A 15,534-nucleotide genomic window follows, 5' to 3' on the forward strand; every position below is an offset into this window, starting at 1 on the left:
ACGCCGCCACTTCGCCGTCCTGGAGTCGATCAAGGCGCACCTGGAGTCGATCACGCCGGCCTCCGCACCCGGGGGCCGGGCAGCGGAGAGGGCGCGTACACTGGTCGACTGGCGACCGCCTCGCGCGGTCGACCTCGCGTGCCCTCTCCACGGTCTCCTCCGTGGGGCGACGGCCTCCCTGGTCCCGGTCTGACGTACCGGGCCCACCCTGGCCGGCGACCGGGCGCCAGGCGTCCGGCCGCCGGCTGGACGGACAACCAGGGACAACGTAGGAGTAACCCACCATGGCCGTCGTGACCATGCGTCAGCTGCTGGAAAGCGGTGTGCACTTCGGGCACCAGACCCGCCGCTGGAACCCGAAGATGAAGCGCTTCATCTTCACCGAGCGCAACGGTATCTACATCATCGACCTGCGCCAGACGCTCGACTACATCGAGAAGGCGTACGAGTTCGTCCGCACCACCGTCGCCGGTGGCGGCAGCATCCTGTTCGTCGGCACCAAGAAGCAGGCCCAGGAGGCCATCGCCGAGCAGGCGACCCGGGTCGGCCAGCCGTACGTGAACCACCGCTGGCTCGGTGGCATGCTGACCAACTTCCAGACCGTGTACAAGCGGCTGCAGCGGATGAAGGAGCTGGAGGCCCTGGGTGACCTGAGCGGCACCGCCGCCGGTTACACCAAGAAGGAGACGCTCCAGCTCTCCCGCGAGAAGATCAAGCTCACCAAGACCCTCGGTGGTCTGCGGGACATGCAGAAGCTCCCGGCCGCGGTCTGGATCGTCGACACCAAGAAGGAGCACATCGCCGTCGACGAGGCCCGCAAGCTGGGCATCCCGGTGATCGCGGTGCTCGACACCAACTGCGACCCGGACGAGGTCGACTTCCCGATCCCGGGCAACGACGACGCCATCCGCTCGGCCGAGCTGCTGACCAAGGTCGTCGCCGCCGCCGTCGCCGACGGTCTGATCGCCCGTTCCGGCCGCAACCGGGGCGCGGACGAGAAGCCCGAGGCCGGCCAGGTCGCCGCCGACGAGCCGCTGGCCGAGTGGGAGCGCGAGCTGCTCGAGGAGCCGAAGAAGGCCGACGAGCAGCCCGCCGCCGCCGAGCCGGCCGCGCCGGCCGCCGAGCAGCCGGCGACCGCCTCCGCGGAGTGATCTCGCCGTCGCGTCCCCACCGTCCGGGTTCCCGGCGGTGGGACGCGACGGGTACGCCGGGCAGAACCGGCCCGGAACCGGGTAACCAGCACCCCAGACCACCTCACTGACACCGAAGAGAGAGTCATGTCCAACTTCACCGCCGCGGACGTCAAGAAGCTCCGCGACCTCACCGGCGCCGGCATGATGGACTCCAAGAAGGCGCTGACCGAGGCCGAGGGCGACTTCGACAAGGCCGTCGAGATCCTGCGCGTCAAGGGCGCCAAGGACGTCGGCAAGCGGGCCGGGCGCACCGCCGCCAACGGCCTGATCGCCCACTCCGGCCAGGCGCTGCTCGAGCTCAACTGCGAGACCGACTTCGTCGCCAAGAACGACGCCTTCATCGCGCTGGCCCAGCAGCTGGTCGAGCACGGCGTGGCCAGCGGCGCCACCAACGCCGAGGAGCTGCTCGCCAGCAGCATCGACGGCAAGAGCGTGGCCGACCTGATCCAGGAGCAGTCCGCCAAGATCGGCGAGAAGCTGGTGCTCAACCGCTTCGCCAAGCTGGACGGCACCACCGCGGTCTACATGCACCGCAAGAGCCAGGACCTGCCCCCGGCGGTCGGCGTGCTGGTCGAGTTCACCGGCAAGTCGGACGAGGCGGCGGACGCCGACGCGCGCGCCGTGGCCATGCAGATCGCCGCGATGCGGCCGAAGTACCTCACCCGCGACGAGGTGCCGGCCGAGACCGTCGAGTCCGAGCGGCGCATCGCCGAGCAGACCGCCCGCGAGGAGAACAAGCCCGAGGCGGCGCTGCCGAAGATCGTCGAGGGCCGGGTCAACGCCTTCTTCAAGGACTTCGTCCTGCTGGAGCAGGCGTCGGTCGCCGACAACAAGAAGACCGTCAAGCAGGTGCTGGCCGACGCCGGCATCGAGGTGACCCGCTTCCTGCGGTTCGAGGTCGGCCAGGCCTGAGCCGCCGCACCGGGCCGTCCGGCCCGGGCACAGGGGAGAACGTCGACGAGGAGGCCGCCGGTGTACGCGACAGGCACCGCGGCCTCCTCGTCACATAGGGTCGGCAGGGGCACGTACGCGACGCTCGCGCGATGCGCGGGGAGAAGGGGCGGGGCGGATGACGCAGGTTGTGAGTGACCGGAGCCTGGCGGCGGAGGACCCGACCGCCCCTCCGCCCGGTCGGTCCCGCCGGGTGGTGCTGAAGCTCTCCGGTGAGGTCTTCGGCGGCGGCGCGATCGGCGTCGACCCCGACGTGGTGCAGGGCATCGCCCGCCAGATCGCCACCGTGGTACGCCGCGGCGTGCAGGTGTCGGTGGTGGTCGGCGGCGGCAACTTCTTCCGCGGCGCCGAGCTGCAGAAGCGCGGTATGGACCGGGCCCGCGCCGACTACATGGGCATGCTGGGCACGGTCATGAACTGCCTGGCCCTCCAGGACTTCCTGGAGAAGGAGGGCATCGAGACCCGGGTGCAGAGCGCCATCACGATGGCCCAGGTCGCCGAGCCGTACATCCCGCTGCGCGCGATCCGCCACCTGGAGAAGGGCCGTGTGGTCATCTTCGGCGCCGGCGCCGGCATGCCGTACTTCTCCACCGACACGGTCGCCGCCCAGCGGGCGCTGGAGATCCGTGCGGACGTGGTGCTGATGAGCAAGAACGGCGTGGACGCGGTCTACACCGCCGACCCCCGGATCGACCCGACCGCGAGCAAGCTCGACTCGATCACCTTCTCCGAGGTGCTGCGCCGTAACCTGCGGGTGGCCGACGCCGCCGCGTTCAGCCTCTGCATGGAGAACGGCCTGCCGATGCTGGTCTTCGGCGCCCAGGGCGACGACACCATCGTCCGGGCCGTCGGGGGCGAGAAGATCGGCACCCTGATCACCGCCTGACCGGCCCGCCGGACCGGCAGCGGTCCCTCTGCCACGGCAGCACCCGCACCACACACGACGAGCGACAGAAGGAGGCGAGGAGACCGGTGATCGACGACACCCTCCTCGAGGCGGAGGAGAAGATGGAGCGTGCCATCGAGCACGCCAAGGAGGAGTTCGGCGGCATCCGTACCGGACGCGCCAACGCCGCCATGTTCTCCCGGATCGTCATCGACTACTACGGCAGCCCGACCCCGCTGCCGCAGATGGCGTCCATCGCGGTGCCCGAGCCGCGCATGGTCATCATCAAGCCGTACGACAACTCGCAGCTGGGCGCCATGGAGAAGGCGATCCGCGACTCGGACCTCGGGGCCAACCCGAACAACGAGGGCAACCAGCTCCGCATCGTCCTGCCGCAGATGACCGAGGAGCGGCGCCGCGACATGATCAAGGTCGCCCGGCAGAAGGGCGAGGAGGCCAAGGTCGCCGTCCGCAACATCCGCCGCAAGGCCAAGGAGGAGCTGGACCGCCTGGTCAAGGACGGCGAGGTCGGCGAGGACGAGGGCCGGCGCGCGGAGAAGGAGCTGGACGACCTGACCCAGCGCTTTGTCGCCGGCGTCGACGAGTTGGTCAAGCACAAGGAGAGCGAGCTGCTCGAAGTCTGAGCACCCGCGTACCTCGCACGGCACCGCGCCGCCGTCGCCCGCCCGGGCGGCGGCCCGGTGCCGTCGTCGTGCCCGGCGGCGCACACCCTCGGGGCCGGGGCGGGTGCAGTAGGCTCGGCACGATTCCCGACCACCACGGGGTGAACGGCGGGAGTCGCCCGGCCGTCGGTCGGTAAACAGGAAGTCTCACGCCGGTAGGGGATGGTCTTGGTCTTGCGTCATGTGGTGGCTCTCGTACCGGCTGCCGGTGCGTGATGTCCCACCCCGACCCCTACGGCAACACCGAGTCGCGTGGCTGGGACCGCCCGGCCGCCCCGGCCCTGCCCTGGCCGGACACCGACCTGGAACCCGGCCCCTGGCGACCCGGCCCGGCCGCGCACACCCACCCCGCCGAGCCGGACACCTACGCCCGTCCCGGAGCAGGCCCGGACACGTACGCCGGTCCGGACACCTATGCCGCTCCGGACACGTACGCCGGGCCGTACCCGACGACCTCGCGGCACCACGACGGCCCGGGCCGGTACGACGGACCGCCGGCCGGCGACAGCGGGCGGCCCGCCGGGCCGGACCACGACGGGCCGTGGGGTGAGCCCGCCCGCGACGACGAGTACCCGACCGCGCAGATCGCGCCGGTGCGTGCCGAGCCCACCGAGCAGATCCCGGCGGTACGCGACGAGCCCGTCTCGGAGCCGCCGGCCGGCCGCCGCGGGCCGGGGCGCCGGCGGGCGAGCGCCGAGCGCCCGCCGACCACCGCGCCGAAGACGTCCCGGGCGGGGCGCAACCTGCCGGCCGCGATCGGCGTCGGGGTGGCCCTCGGCGCGGCGGTCGTGGTGCCGCTGTTCTTCTTCATGCCGGCGTTCCTCGCCGTGCTCGCGACCGCTGTGGGGATCGGCATCTGGGAGATGGCCCGCGCGGTACGCCGCAGCGGCGCCCACCCGCCGCTGGCGCCGCTGGTCGCCGGTGGCGTGATCACCGTGGGCCTGGCCTGGTACGCGGGTCCCGACGCGCTCTGCCTCGGCCTGCTGGTCACGGTGCTGGGCACGATGATCTGGCGGCTGGGCGACGGGCCCGGCAACTACCAGCGCGACCTGACCGCGGCCACCCTGATCGCGGTGTACGTGCCGTTCCTCGCCGGGTTCGCGGCGATGCTCGCGGCGGCGCCCGGTGACGGGCACCTGCGGGTGCTGGTGACGCTGGCGGCGGTGGTGCTCTCCGACACCGGCGGATACGCCGCGGGCGTGTCGTTCGGCAAGCACCCGATGGCGCCGACGATCAGCCCGAAGAAGTCCTGGGAGGGCTTCGCCGGCTCGGTGACCGCCGCCGCGGCGGGCAGCGCGGCGCTGCTGTGGGCGTTGTTCGACGTGGCCCCCTGGTGGGGTGCGCTGTTCGGGATGGCGATCTCGGTCTCGGCGGTGCTCGGTGACCTCGCCGAGTCGATGATCAAGCGGGATCTCGGTGTCAAGGACATGAGCAACCTGCTGCCCGGGCACGGCGGCCTGATGGACCGGCTCGACTCGATCCTGTTCGCCGTGCCGGTGGCGTACCTGCTGCTCGCCGTCTTCGTCCCGGTGGTGAACTGAGGCATGCGTCACGGCGGCGACCCGCTGCGGGCCGGGTGGCCGGGGGCGATTCGACACGTACGGACGGGTGCGTCCGGGCGGGAGCGTGTCAGACTGGACGCGCCATGACGAGTCTTCCGCTGATCTCCGTAGACCCCGACGCCCGCGGCCGCCGGCCCGCGATGCCTCCCCGCCACCTCGCCGACCTGGACCTGCCGGGCCGGCAGGCGCTCGTCACCGAGCTGGGTGAGCCCGCGTTCCGCGCCAAGCAGGTCTCCAACCACTACTTCGGCCGCCTGGTGCGCGACGCGGAGCGGATGACCGACCTGCCGGCCGCGACCCGGGAGCGGCTGGCGGGTGAGCTGCTGCCCACGCTGCTCACCCCGGTCCGCGAGCTGGCCTGCGACGACGGCGCGACCCGCAAGGCGCTCTGGCGGCTGCACGACGGCTCGCTGGTGGAGAGCGTGCTGATGGGCTACCCGGACCGGGTGACCGTCTGCATCTCCAGCCAGGCCGGCTGCGGCATGGCCTGCCCGTTCTGCGCCACCGGCCAGGCCGGGCTGACCCGTAACCTGTCCACCGCCGAGATCGTCGACCAGGCGGTCTACCTGGCCGGGGTGGCCGCCTCCGGCGCCGTGTCCGGGTCGCCGCCGCGGCTGTCGCACGTGGTGTTCATGGGCATGGGCGAGCCGCTCGCGAACTACTCGCGGGTGGTGGCGGCGATCCGCCGGCTGGTCGCCCCGGCGCCGGAGGGACTGGGCCTGTCGCAGCGGCACATCACCGTCTCGACCGTCGGTCTGGTGCCGGCGATCCGCCGACTGGCCAGCGAAGACCTCTCGGTGACCCTTGCGCTGTCGCTGCACGCCCCCGATGATGAGCTGCGCGACGAACTCGTCCCGGTCAACCAGCGCTGGAAGGTGTCCGAGGTGCTGGACGCGGCGTGGGACTACGCGGCCACGACGGGGCGTCGCGTGTCCATCGAATACGCGATGATCAAGGACGTGAACGATCAGCCGTGGAGAGCCGATCTGCTCGGGCGGCTACTGGCCGGCAAGCTGGCCCACGTGAACCTGATCCCGCTCAACCCGACTCCGGGCAGCCGCTGGGACGCCAGCCCGAAGCCGGTCGAGCGGGAGTTCGTCCGGCGGTTGCGCGACGCCGGGGTGTCGACCACGGTGCGCGACACCCGGGGACGCGAGATCGACGGGGCCTGTGGGCAGCTCGCCGCCGCCGGGGACACGGACGGCGACTCACGCGCGGCAACGGCGTAGCGGTACGAGACCAGGAGACATAGTGGCGAGTCAGGGTCAGCGTTTCCGGCGTAAGGCGCTCCGCCGGGGCTACAAGGTCGACGAGGTCGACGCCTTCCTGGACCGGGTCGAGGCGACACTCGACGGCCAGCCGATCGGCGCGCCCGTGGCCTCCCAGGAGGTCCACGACGTCGTCTTCCGGGTCCGGTTCAACGGCTACGACGAGTGGCAGGTCGACCTGCACCTCGACCGGGTCGAGCGGCAGCTCGCCGAGCTGGAGGAGCGCGGTGGCGCGCCGGCCGGGCGCGGTGGCGACCCCCGGATGGCCGACCGGCTCGGCCCGCCGATGCGCGACGACCGGGGCATGTCGCCGGTGCCGCAGCCGCCGATGCCGCCCCGCCAGATGCCAGCCCAGCCCGGCCCGCCCGCCGACCGGTACGGCAACCGCTACGACGAGCCGACCGGCGCGTTCGCCGGTGGCTACGACGGCCCGCGCGGTGGCTACGACGGCCCCCGTGGCCCGGGTGGCCCCGGCCCGATGGGCCCGGGCGCGCCGATGGGGCACGGCGGCCCGCCGCCGCGCGGCCTGCCGCCCGGCCCGGGCGGTTACGGCCCGCCGGACAACGGTCCCGGTGGGTACGGTCCGCCGGACAACGGCCCGGGTGGCTACGGTCCCCCGGACAGCGGTCCCGGTGGGTACGGCCAGGAGGAGCGCTTCGACGGGTTCGAGGCCGGTCGGCGTGCCCGTGCCGACATGACCGCCGAGATCCGCATGCCCGAGCGTGAGCTGCGTGGTCGTGGCCCCGGCGGCCCGCCGGCGCTGCCGCAGCAGGGTTACGGCGCACCGGAGCCCGGCTATGGTCCGCCGGACCCGGGTTACGGGCCGCCGGACCAGGGCTACGGCCCGGGCCCCTCGATGACCGGCCCGCCGCTCGTGAGCCCGCCGGTCGCCGGTCCGCCGATGGTGGGGCCGCCGATGGCCGGCCCGCCCGGCAGCGACCTGCACCGGGTCGACCAGATCCGGCGCAGCTTCCAGGTCCGGCGGTTCGGCAGCGGGTACGACCCGGACCAGGTCGACCGGTTCTTCGAGACGCTGCTCGGCGGCATGCAGGGGCGCAACCCGATGCCGGTGAACCCGAAGGAACTCGACACGCTGCGCTTCGGGCTGGTGCCCGGTGGCTACTTCGAGGCCGAGGTCGACGCGGCGCTCAAGGACGTGCAGGACATCCTGCTCGGCCGCTGACCCCGCCTCCCGAGACGACGAAGGGCCCGCCCCCGGTGAGGGGGCGGGCCCTTCGCGCACTACCGTGGGCGCCGCGCGTCAGGACCGCAGGCCGTTGCGGCGCAGCACGGCGTCGCCGATGACGATGGCGATCAGCAGTCCGGCGATCCCGAACAGCCAGATGTGCTCCACCCGGCCCTCCTCGATCCCGCAGAGCGCCATCAGTACCAAAGCCACCGCCGACAGCACCGCACCGATCCGTCCGGACTTGCGGTGTCCGGGCTTGTGCTGATCTGGCGCGGTTACCGGCTCGTCTCCTGCCACTGTCGGTCCTTCCCTCGCGATCGGATCTCCGATCAGTCTGGCACGGCCCCAACCGGGCCCGGCGCAGGGTCCGACCTCCTGTGCCGGGGATGACCCGGGCGGGCGACAGCGGGCGGGCGGCGCGGCCCGGGTCGTTGGTCCCGTACCGGTGGGGGCGGATGGCCACTACCGGCGTCGCGGGACGGCGAGCACACTGCCTCCGGTAGCGTCTTGACGTACACCTTGATGCCTTTTTGAGGAGGACTGCGGTGCGAGTGACCGGTACGGGGCATGCCAGCATGCGGATCGACACGGCCGCGGGCAGCATCCTGTGCGACCCGTGGGTCAACCCCGCCTACTTCGCCTCGTGGTTCCCCTTCCCGGACAACTCCCTGCTCGACTGGGCGACCCTCGGCCAGGTCGACTACCTGTACGTGTCGCACCTGCACCGGGACCACTTCGACGCGAAGCACCTGCGTGACTTCGTGTCGAAGGACGCCACCGTCCTGCTGCCCGAGTTCCCCACCTCGGAGATGGAGGACGAGTTCCGGGAACTGGGCTTCACCAAGTTCCTCAAGGCCCCGAACGAGCAGGTCGTGGAGCTACCAGGCGGCCTGAAGATCATGATTCAGGCGCTGACCAGCCCGACCGACGGCCCGATCGGCGACTCGTCGCTCTGGGTCGAGTACGACGGCGTGCGGCTGCTCAACCAGAACGACGCCCGCCCGACCGACCTGAGCGTGTTCGCCGAGCTGGGCCACGTGCACGCGCACATGCTCCAGTTCTCCGGCGCGATCTGGTACCCGATGGTCTACGAGCTGCCGCAGGCGGCGAAGACCGCGTTCGGCAAGCAGAAGCGGGACCGGCAGTTCGACCGCACCTGGCGCTACATCGACGACCTGAAGGCCGACCACGTCTTCCCGATCGCCGGCCCGCCGTGCTTCCTCGACGACGAGCTGTGGCAGTTCAACGACATCTTCGGCGACGAGGGCAACATCTTCCCCGACCAGTCGGTGTTCCTGGCCGAGTATGCCAAGGTCGGCGGCACCAACGGCATCGTGCTGCTGCCGGGCAGCGTCTCGGAGGTCACCACCGAGGGCGCGACCACCACGCACCCGGTGCCGGTGGAGGAGTTCTTCGCGAACAAGGTCGCCCACCTGGAGGAGATGCGGGAGCGCAAGCGCGGCGTCATCGAGGCGGAGAAGGCGTCCTGGCGGCACCCCGAGGTGGACGTGCTGGGTGAGATGAAGCGCCGGATCGAGCCGCTGCTGGACGAGTCGATCTACCTGGCCAAGGGCGTCGGCGGGCCGGTCCGCTTCGACCTGGTCGGCTACGACGGCGCCGAGGTCGAATCCATCGTGGTGGACTTCCCGGGCAAGGAGGTCCGGCCGTACGCGGACGAGAAGGTCCGCTACCGGTTCCGGACCGAGCGGGCGCTGATCGAGCACCTGCTGCACATCGGCGAGGTGGACTGGGTCAACTCCCTCTTCCTGTCCTGCCGTTTCTCCGCGGCCCGCATCGGCCAGTACAACGAGTTCGTCTACGCCTTCTTCAAGTGCCTGTCCGAGGAACGCCTCCAGTACGCCGAGGGCTGGTACGACGAGCACGAGCGGGCGGTCGACGCCGAGGACATCACGCTCGACGGCTGGGTGGTGCAGCGGCGCTGCCCGCACCTGAAGGCGGACCTGAGCCGGTTCGGCATCGTCGACGGCGACCAGCTCACCTGCCAGCTGCACGGCTGGAAGTTCGACCTGGCCAGCGGGCGCTGCCTGACCAGTGTCGGGCACAAGATCCGCGCGCACCGCGCCGACGCGGAGACCCCGGCGCCGGCCGGGGAAGCGGCCGTCTGACGAGTTCCGCCCCGTCCGCCGCCCTCGGCACGCGACCATCGGTCGGGAGGGGGCGGCGTGACGGGTGCGGACAGGGAACCGGCGTACCGGTTCGGGCGTGGCAACGAGATGGCGCGCGACGCCTCCCGGGTGGAGGCGTTCAGCGACGCTGTCATCGCCATCGTGCTCACCCTGATGGCCGTCGAGCTGCTGTCGTTCGACCCGGACACGCCGCAGGACGACGGTCTGCCGGCCGCGCTGCTGCACGAGTGGCGCGCCTACCTGGCGTACGTGATCACCTTCGCCATCGTCGGCCAGGTCTGGCTGACCCACCACAACATGTGGCGGTACGTCCGCCGGGTCGACCAGATGCTGCTGGTGCTGAACCTGCTGCTGCTGATGTTCGTGGCGGCGATCCCGTTCACCGCCGACCTGCTCGCGGACAACCTGCGCGGCACCGTCGGCGACCAGCGGCTGACCGCCGCGCTGTACGCGGGCGTGGTGCTCGGTGAGGCGCTGTTCTTCAACCTGAGCTGGTGGTGGGCGCGCCGCCGCGGGCTGCTGCAACCGGGCCTGGACCCGAGGCTGGCGCGGGCGGTGGCCCGCCGGTTCCGCCTCGGTCCGCTGCTCTACCTGGTCGCGTTCGCGATCGTGTTCGTCGACCCGGTGCTGAGCCTGCTGGCGTACCTGCTGCTGGTCGGCGTCTACCTGGTGCGCGGGCCGGGCGACCTCCCGCCCGCCGGTCAGGAGGCACCCGACACGCCGTGAGGACTCAGCCCAGGTCGGCGAGGATGCGGCGGGCGGCGTTGTGCCCGGCGGCGCCGATCACGCTGCCCGCCGGATGGCAGCCGGCGCTGCCCGCGTACACCCCGTCCACCCCCGTCGCGTACGGCATCCGGTCGGTGAACGACACAGTGTTGTCGACGTGGTGGATGTGCCCGCCGGTGATGCCGAAGTGCGCCTCGATGCCGGGCGGCGGCAGCGGCACCGCGTCCGCGACCAGGTCACCGGCGCCCGGGGCGTACCGCTCGCAGATCGCGAGCAGCCGCTCCACGTAGCCGGGCAGCGCCGCCTCCCAGGTGGTGCCGGCCAGCTCGTAGGGGACCGACTGCACGAACAGCGCCGACGAGTGGTGGCCCGCCTCGTCGGACAGCGACGGGTCGACAGTGGTGTGCAGGTACCACTCGATCGTCGGCTCCTCCGGCAGCCGCCCGGCCCGCACGTCCGCCCACATGCCGCGCAGCGCCGCCATCGGCGACTCGCCGCCGTCGCCGACGAGCGAGGCCGAGCCGGGCAGCAGGTGGATCGTCGACCCGAACGGGCTCGGCGCGTCGGTCGGCAGGCAGGAGAAGCGCGGCAGCCCGGTCAGCGCCAGGTTGAGCTTGAGCGTGGTGCCGGGGCGGCGGACCGCCGCCATCCGCGCGCCCAGCTCCGCCGGGAGCGCGCCGTCGGGCAGCAGCTCCATCAGCCGGTACGGGTCACAGGCGCCGAGCACCACAGGGGCGTCCACCTCCCGCCCGTCGGCGAGCGTCACCCCGGCGGCGGCGCCTCCGGCCAGCCGGATCGCTGTGACCGGCGCGTCGGCCACGATCCGCGCCCCGGCGCGCACGGCGGCCTCGGCGAACGTGCGGGACACCGTACCCATGCCGCCCCGGGTGATCATCCAGGTGCCGTCCGCGCCGGGTAGCCGGCACATGTTGTGCACCAGGAAGTTGTGCCCGGTGCCGGGGTCGTCCGGTCCGGCGTTCAGCCCGGACAGGCCGTCGGTGACCGCGTACATGCTGACCAGCAGCTCGGAGCGGAAGTCGAAGCGGGCCAGGTGGTCGGCGACCGAGCCGCGGACCAGGTCGACGAAGACCTGCCGCAGCGCGGGCCGCACGTAACGCTCGGCGGTCTCCTCGACCGGCAGCGGCTCGGCCAGCCACGCCGGGGCGAGATCCTCCCGCAGTTGGGCCAGCTCGGCGTGCAGCGCGTCGTCGGCGGCGACGTCGGCGGGGGAGAACATCTCCGCGAGCTGCCGCCGGCTCGCCGCCACGTCGCTGCCGGCCAGCAGGTACGGCGAACCGAGCCCGCCCGGCGTGGGCAGGAAGTAGTGCGGGTCGCGGCGTAGCACCGGGATGGTCACGTCGAGCGTGGCCAGCAGCTCCGGCGGCATCAGCCCGAGCAGGTACGACCCGGTGGAGTGACGCAGCCCCGGCACCTTCGGGAACGGGTTCTCGGTGCGGGTCGCCCCGCCGATCACGCCTGACGCCTCCAGCACCAGCACGTCCAGGCCGGCGCGGGCCAGCAGGATCGCCGAGACCAGGCCGTTGTGCCCGGCGCCGACCACCACGACGTCGGCGCGGGACGACAGCTCACTCGCGTCGCTCATGGCGTGCCGGCTGGGCATGCGCTCACGGCCCTCGCTTCGCTCGGTGCGTTCGCTCATGCCGCGGAGCGTAGCGGCGGGCGAGCTGTTGCGGGAGGGTTCGCCCTGGGGCGCTACCGTTCCCGGCATGTCCCCGGCTGTCCAGATCGCGCTCGCGGTGGCGCTCGTCGTGGTGGTGCTCCTCCTCCTGCTCGTGCTGCGGCGCGACCGTCCCCGGGACCTGGTCGCCCCTGATCGCCCGGCCGGCGACGGGCAGGCCGAGGTGCTCCGGCTGGCCCGCGCGGGGCGTACGGTCGAGGCGGTCAAGGTGCTGCGCGAGCAGACCGGGCTGTCGCTGCTGGACGCGAAGCGGGCGGTGGACGCGCTGGCGACCGGTGGAACCTGGTCGCCCGGCCCTCCGGCCCCCGGAAGGGGCGTCGACGATTCGGTGCGGGCCGAGGCCGCGCGGCTGCTGTACCAGGGGAAGAAGATCCAGGCGATCAAGGTGGTGCGGGAGCACACGCACATGTCGCTCGCCGACGCGAAGCGGTACGTCGAGGGGCTCTGACGCCGGACGGCCGTCACCGGGCGTTCACCCTATAGTGGCAGTTGTCGATGCATTTCCGTCCTACCGTCGACGGGACACCCACCGCCTCCGGGAGGTAATCCCCGATGGATCGTCGTACCGTCCTGCGTGCCACAGCCGTCGGTGGCGCCGCCGCTTTCGCCGGTGGTCTCTGGGCCGCCGCTGCCGCCCCGGCCCAGCCCGCCCAGCCCGGTCCCGGCCCGTACGGCGACCTGCTGGCCGCCGACGCCAACGCCCTCCAGTTGCCGGCCGGGTTCACCAGCCGGGTGATCGCGCGGTCCGGGCAGCGGGTCGCCGGCACCTCGTACACCTGGCACCCCGCGCCCGACGGCGGCGCCTGCTTCCCGTCCGGCGACGGCTGGATCTACGTCTCCAACTCGGAGGTGCCGCTCGTCGGCGGCGCCTCGGCGGTGCGGTTCGCCGCCGACGGCGCGATCGCCGCCGCGTACCGGATCCTCGGCGGCACGAACGTCAACTGCGCCGGGGGCCCGACCCCGTGGGGGACGTGGCTGTCCTGCGAGGAGGTGCCGCTGGGCCGGGTCTTCGAGACCTGGCCGGAGGGCGGCCGGGCCGGTGAGGAACGGACCCGGATGGGCCGCTTCAAGCACGAGGCGGCGGCCTGCGACCCGGTGCGGCGGGTGGTCTACCTGACCGAGGACGAGGGGGACGGCTGCTTCTACCGGTTCGTCCCGGACACCTGGGGCGACCTGCGCACCGGCAAGGTGCAGGTGCTCTGCGCCCCGGACGGCCAGGTGACCGGGCCGGTCACCTGGCGGGACCTGCCGGACCGCGACGGGTTCCCGGTGCCCACCCGCTACCAGGTCGCCGCGGCGCAGACGTTCGACGGCGGCGAGGGCTGCTGGTACGCCGACGACACCTGCTGGTTCACCACCAAGGGGGACAACCGCGTGTGGGCGTACGACGCGGTGAACCAGCGGCTCGACCTCGCGTACGACGACTCGCTGGTGCCGGCCGGAGCCGCGCCGCTCACCGGCGTCGACAACATCACCGGCACCGCCGGCGGTGACCTCTACGTGGCCGAGGACGGCGGCAACATGGAGATCAACGTGATCACGCCCGCCGGTGTGGTGACCCCGTTCCTGCGGCTGCTCGGGCAGTCCGAGTCGGAGATCACCGGGCCGGCGTTCTCGCCGGACGGCAGCCGGCTCTACTTCTCCTCGCAGCGCGGCACCAGCGGCGCCCGGGCCGGGACCGGCGGCATCACGTACGAGGTGCGCGGCCCGTTCCGGCGCTGACCTGCAGCCGTCAGGCGCGGGCCGCCACCCGGGCGGCCCGCCACCGGCTCGCCGCCAGCGTCGCCGAGTAGCCGGACAGCACGATCACGTGGAACAGATAGAGCCACAGCAGCACCGCCACGCCGCCGCCGATCTCGTCGAACCCGCCGAACGGCACGCCCAGGTCCAGCGGCAGCGAGCAGAACAGCACGAACCCGTGCAGGAAGCCGGACAGGTTCGCCGCGGTGAACGAGCCCAGGCCCACTGTGACGAGCCAGTCCGGGGAGGCCGGGCCGACCACCCGGAACACCCAGATCAACACCGGCGTGAGCACCAGCCACACCGCCAGGAACGACAGCACCACGCCGAGCGCGCCGATCCAGCCGCCCTGGCGTACCAGCCGGGTGGTCATCGGCAGCCCGAGCAGGATCGACAGCAGCAGCACCGGGGCCGGCGCCAGCAGCGGGAGCAGTAGCAGACGCCCCCGCCAGCCGACCAGCGCACCGGACTCGGCGCGCGGCTCGGCCACCGAGACGAACGCGCGGCGCAGTCCTTCCCCGTAGAGCGAGGCAGGCAGCAGCGACGCCAGCGCCAGCAGCGGGGTCAGCCCCAGCCCGGCCTCGACGAGCGCGGCCGCCGCCCGGTGGGCGCCGATCTCGGTGGGTAGCGTGTCGATCGCGTACCCGGTCAGCCGCCGCACCCGGTCCGCCCCGGCGAGCAGCCCGGTCAGCCAGATCGCCAGCAGCGCCACCGGCACCACGGCGATCGCGCCGTAGAAGGTGATCGCGGCGGCGTGCAGCGACAGGTCCCGGCCGCGGACCGGCCGGAACGCCGCAGCCGTGATCCGCTTGGTCCGCTCCCACCCGTCGCCCATCGCCCTCTCGTTCCCCGTACGCCACCGCGCCACGCATTACGATCCGGCGGCATGACGATCGCCACGACCGACCGGCTGGTGCTCCGCGACTGGACCGAGTCGCCGGACGACCTGGCCCGCATCTACGACATCTACTCACGGGACGAGGTGATGCGCTGGCTGGGCGGCGGCAAGGGGCGGATGACCGACCCGTCCGAGGCGCGCGAGCGGGTCCGGATGTGGCACGAGCGCTGGGCGCCGTACGACGGTCGCTGGGGCCTGTGGGCGATCGAGCCGCGCGACGGCGGACCGGTGGCGGGGAGCATCCTGCTCAAGCCGCTGCCGGGACGCGACGGCGTCACGCTGACCGACGACATCGAGGTCGGCTGGCACCTGCACCCCGACGCCCAGGGCAACGGCTACGCCACCGAGGCGGCCCGCGCGGTGCTGGAACGCGAGTTCGCCACCGGCACCCCGAGGGTGTACGCGGTGGTGATGGCCGGGAACGACCCGTCGATGGCGGTGGCCCGGCGCCTCGGCATGACGCACGTGGGCGTGCGCACCGACTGGTACGGCGGTGCCGAGGTTGAAACGTTCGTCCTGGAACGTCCGGCCTGAGCCGTGCCGTTGGCAGTTCGCCCTCGGCCTCCTACGGTGGTGGGGACACGGGGGAGGC

The 15,534-nt window shown here is 72.6% G+C and carries 15 protein-coding genes; 12 read left to right on the forward strand and 3 right to left on the reverse strand.

Annotated elements, in window-relative coordinates; genetic code table 11:
* Positions 1-284: 284 nt before the first annotated feature.
* The 7 genes from rpsB (at position 285) to IRY44_RS07710 (ending at position 7,726) form a co-directional block, all read left to right on the forward strand.
* A complete protein-coding gene (rpsB, locus tag IRY44_RS07680; RefSeq protein ID WP_194799737.1) occupies positions 285-1,151 on the forward strand; it encodes a 30S ribosomal protein S2 in 867 nt (288 codons plus the stop codon).
* A gap of 126 nt (positions 1,152-1,277) precedes the next feature.
* Complete coding sequence (gene tsf, locus IRY44_RS07685) at positions 1,278-2,105, forward strand: translation elongation factor Ts (RefSeq protein WP_030269902.1); 828 nt, start codon at positions 1,278-1,280, stop codon at positions 2,103-2,105.
* 157 nt (positions 2,106-2,262) lie between these two features.
* Positions 2,263-3,030, forward strand: coding sequence for a UMP kinase (gene pyrH / locus IRY44_RS07690; RefSeq protein WP_013284607.1), 768 nt, complete (start codon positions 2,263-2,265; stop codon positions 3,028-3,030).
* A gap of 86 nt (positions 3,031-3,116) precedes the next feature.
* On the forward strand, positions 3,117-3,674 hold the full coding sequence (gene frr / locus IRY44_RS07695) for a ribosome recycling factor (RefSeq protein ID WP_013284608.1): 558 nt from the start codon (positions 3,117-3,119) through the stop codon (positions 3,672-3,674).
* Between the two features lie 254 nt (positions 3,675-3,928).
* Positions 3,929-5,254, forward strand: coding sequence for a phosphatidate cytidylyltransferase (locus tag IRY44_RS07700; RefSeq protein WP_194799738.1), 1,326 nt, complete (start codon positions 3,929-3,931; stop codon positions 5,252-5,254).
* A gap of 104 nt (positions 5,255-5,358) precedes the next feature.
* Positions 5,359-6,504, forward strand: a complete 1,146-nt coding sequence (gene rlmN, locus IRY44_RS07705) for a 23S rRNA (adenine(2503)-C(2))-methyltransferase RlmN (RefSeq protein WP_135243775.1) — start codon at positions 5,359-5,361, stop codon at positions 6,502-6,504.
* Positions 6,505-6,526: 22 nt separating this feature from the next.
* Entirely contained in the window at positions 6,527-7,726 is a 1,200-nt protein-coding gene (locus IRY44_RS07710) for a DivIVA domain-containing protein (protein WP_194799739.1), read from the forward strand.
* Positions 7,727-7,804: 78 nt separating this feature from the next.
* On the opposite strand, the gene IRY44_RS07715 is transcribed toward IRY44_RS07710, so the two are convergent.
* The gene (locus tag IRY44_RS07715; RefSeq protein WP_013284612.1) at positions 7,805-8,029 is read right to left on the reverse strand and encodes a hypothetical protein; all 225 of its coding nucleotides are present in this window, start codon (positions 8,027-8,029) and stop codon (positions 7,805-7,807) included.
* 248 nt (positions 8,030-8,277) lie between these two features.
* On the opposite strand from IRY44_RS07715, the gene IRY44_RS07720 reads away from it, so the two are divergent.
* Together IRY44_RS07720 and IRY44_RS07725 are read left to right on the forward strand one after the other, a co-directional pair.
* A complete protein-coding gene (locus tag IRY44_RS07720) occupies positions 8,278-9,858 on the forward strand; it encodes a Rieske 2Fe-2S domain-containing protein (protein WP_194799740.1) in 1,581 nt (526 codons plus the stop codon).
* Between the two features lie 108 nt (positions 9,859-9,966).
* Complete coding sequence (locus tag IRY44_RS07725) at positions 9,967-10,605, forward strand: TMEM175 family protein (RefSeq protein WP_194799837.1); 639 nt, start codon at positions 9,967-9,969, stop codon at positions 10,603-10,605.
* 4 nt (positions 10,606-10,609) lie between these two features.
* Here IRY44_RS07725 and IRY44_RS07730 read toward each other — a convergent pair whose 3' ends face one another.
* Complete coding sequence (locus tag IRY44_RS07730) at positions 10,610-12,208, reverse strand: NAD(P)/FAD-dependent oxidoreductase (RefSeq protein ID WP_194799838.1); 1,599 nt, start codon at positions 12,206-12,208, stop codon at positions 10,610-10,612.
* A gap of 124 nt (positions 12,209-12,332) precedes the next feature.
* Here IRY44_RS07730 and IRY44_RS07735 point away from each other — a divergent pair, with 124 nt between their 5' ends.
* Both IRY44_RS07735 and IRY44_RS07740 read left to right on the forward strand, forming a co-directional pair.
* Positions 12,333-12,752 carry a ribosomal protein L7/L12 gene (locus IRY44_RS07735; protein ID WP_194799741.1) on the forward strand — a complete coding sequence of 140 codons (420 nt, stop codon included), beginning with the start codon at positions 12,333-12,335 and terminating at the stop codon, positions 12,750-12,752.
* 104 nt (positions 12,753-12,856) lie between these two features.
* A complete protein-coding gene (locus tag IRY44_RS07740) occupies positions 12,857-14,026 on the forward strand; it encodes an alkaline phosphatase PhoX (RefSeq protein WP_194799742.1) in 1,170 nt (389 codons plus the stop codon).
* A 10-nt stretch (positions 14,027-14,036) separates the two neighbouring features.
* Here IRY44_RS07740 and IRY44_RS07745 read toward each other — a convergent pair whose 3' ends face one another.
* Positions 14,037-14,879, reverse strand: a complete 843-nt coding sequence (locus IRY44_RS07745; RefSeq protein ID WP_194799743.1) for a YhjD/YihY/BrkB family envelope integrity protein — start codon at positions 14,877-14,879, stop codon at positions 14,037-14,039.
* A gap of 51 nt (positions 14,880-14,930) precedes the next feature.
* Here IRY44_RS07745 and IRY44_RS07750 point away from each other — a divergent pair, with 51 nt between their 5' ends.
* The gene (locus IRY44_RS07750) at positions 14,931-15,476 is read left to right on the forward strand and encodes a GNAT family N-acetyltransferase (protein WP_194799744.1); all 546 of its coding nucleotides are present in this window, start codon (positions 14,931-14,933) and stop codon (positions 15,474-15,476) included.
* Positions 15,477-15,534 lie beyond the last annotated feature (58 nt).

Origin of the sequence: Micromonospora sp. ANENR4, assembly GCF_015354395.1 — a bacterium.
Taxonomy (GTDB): Bacteria; Actinomycetota; Actinomycetes; order Mycobacteriales; family Micromonosporaceae; genus Micromonospora; species Micromonospora aurantiaca.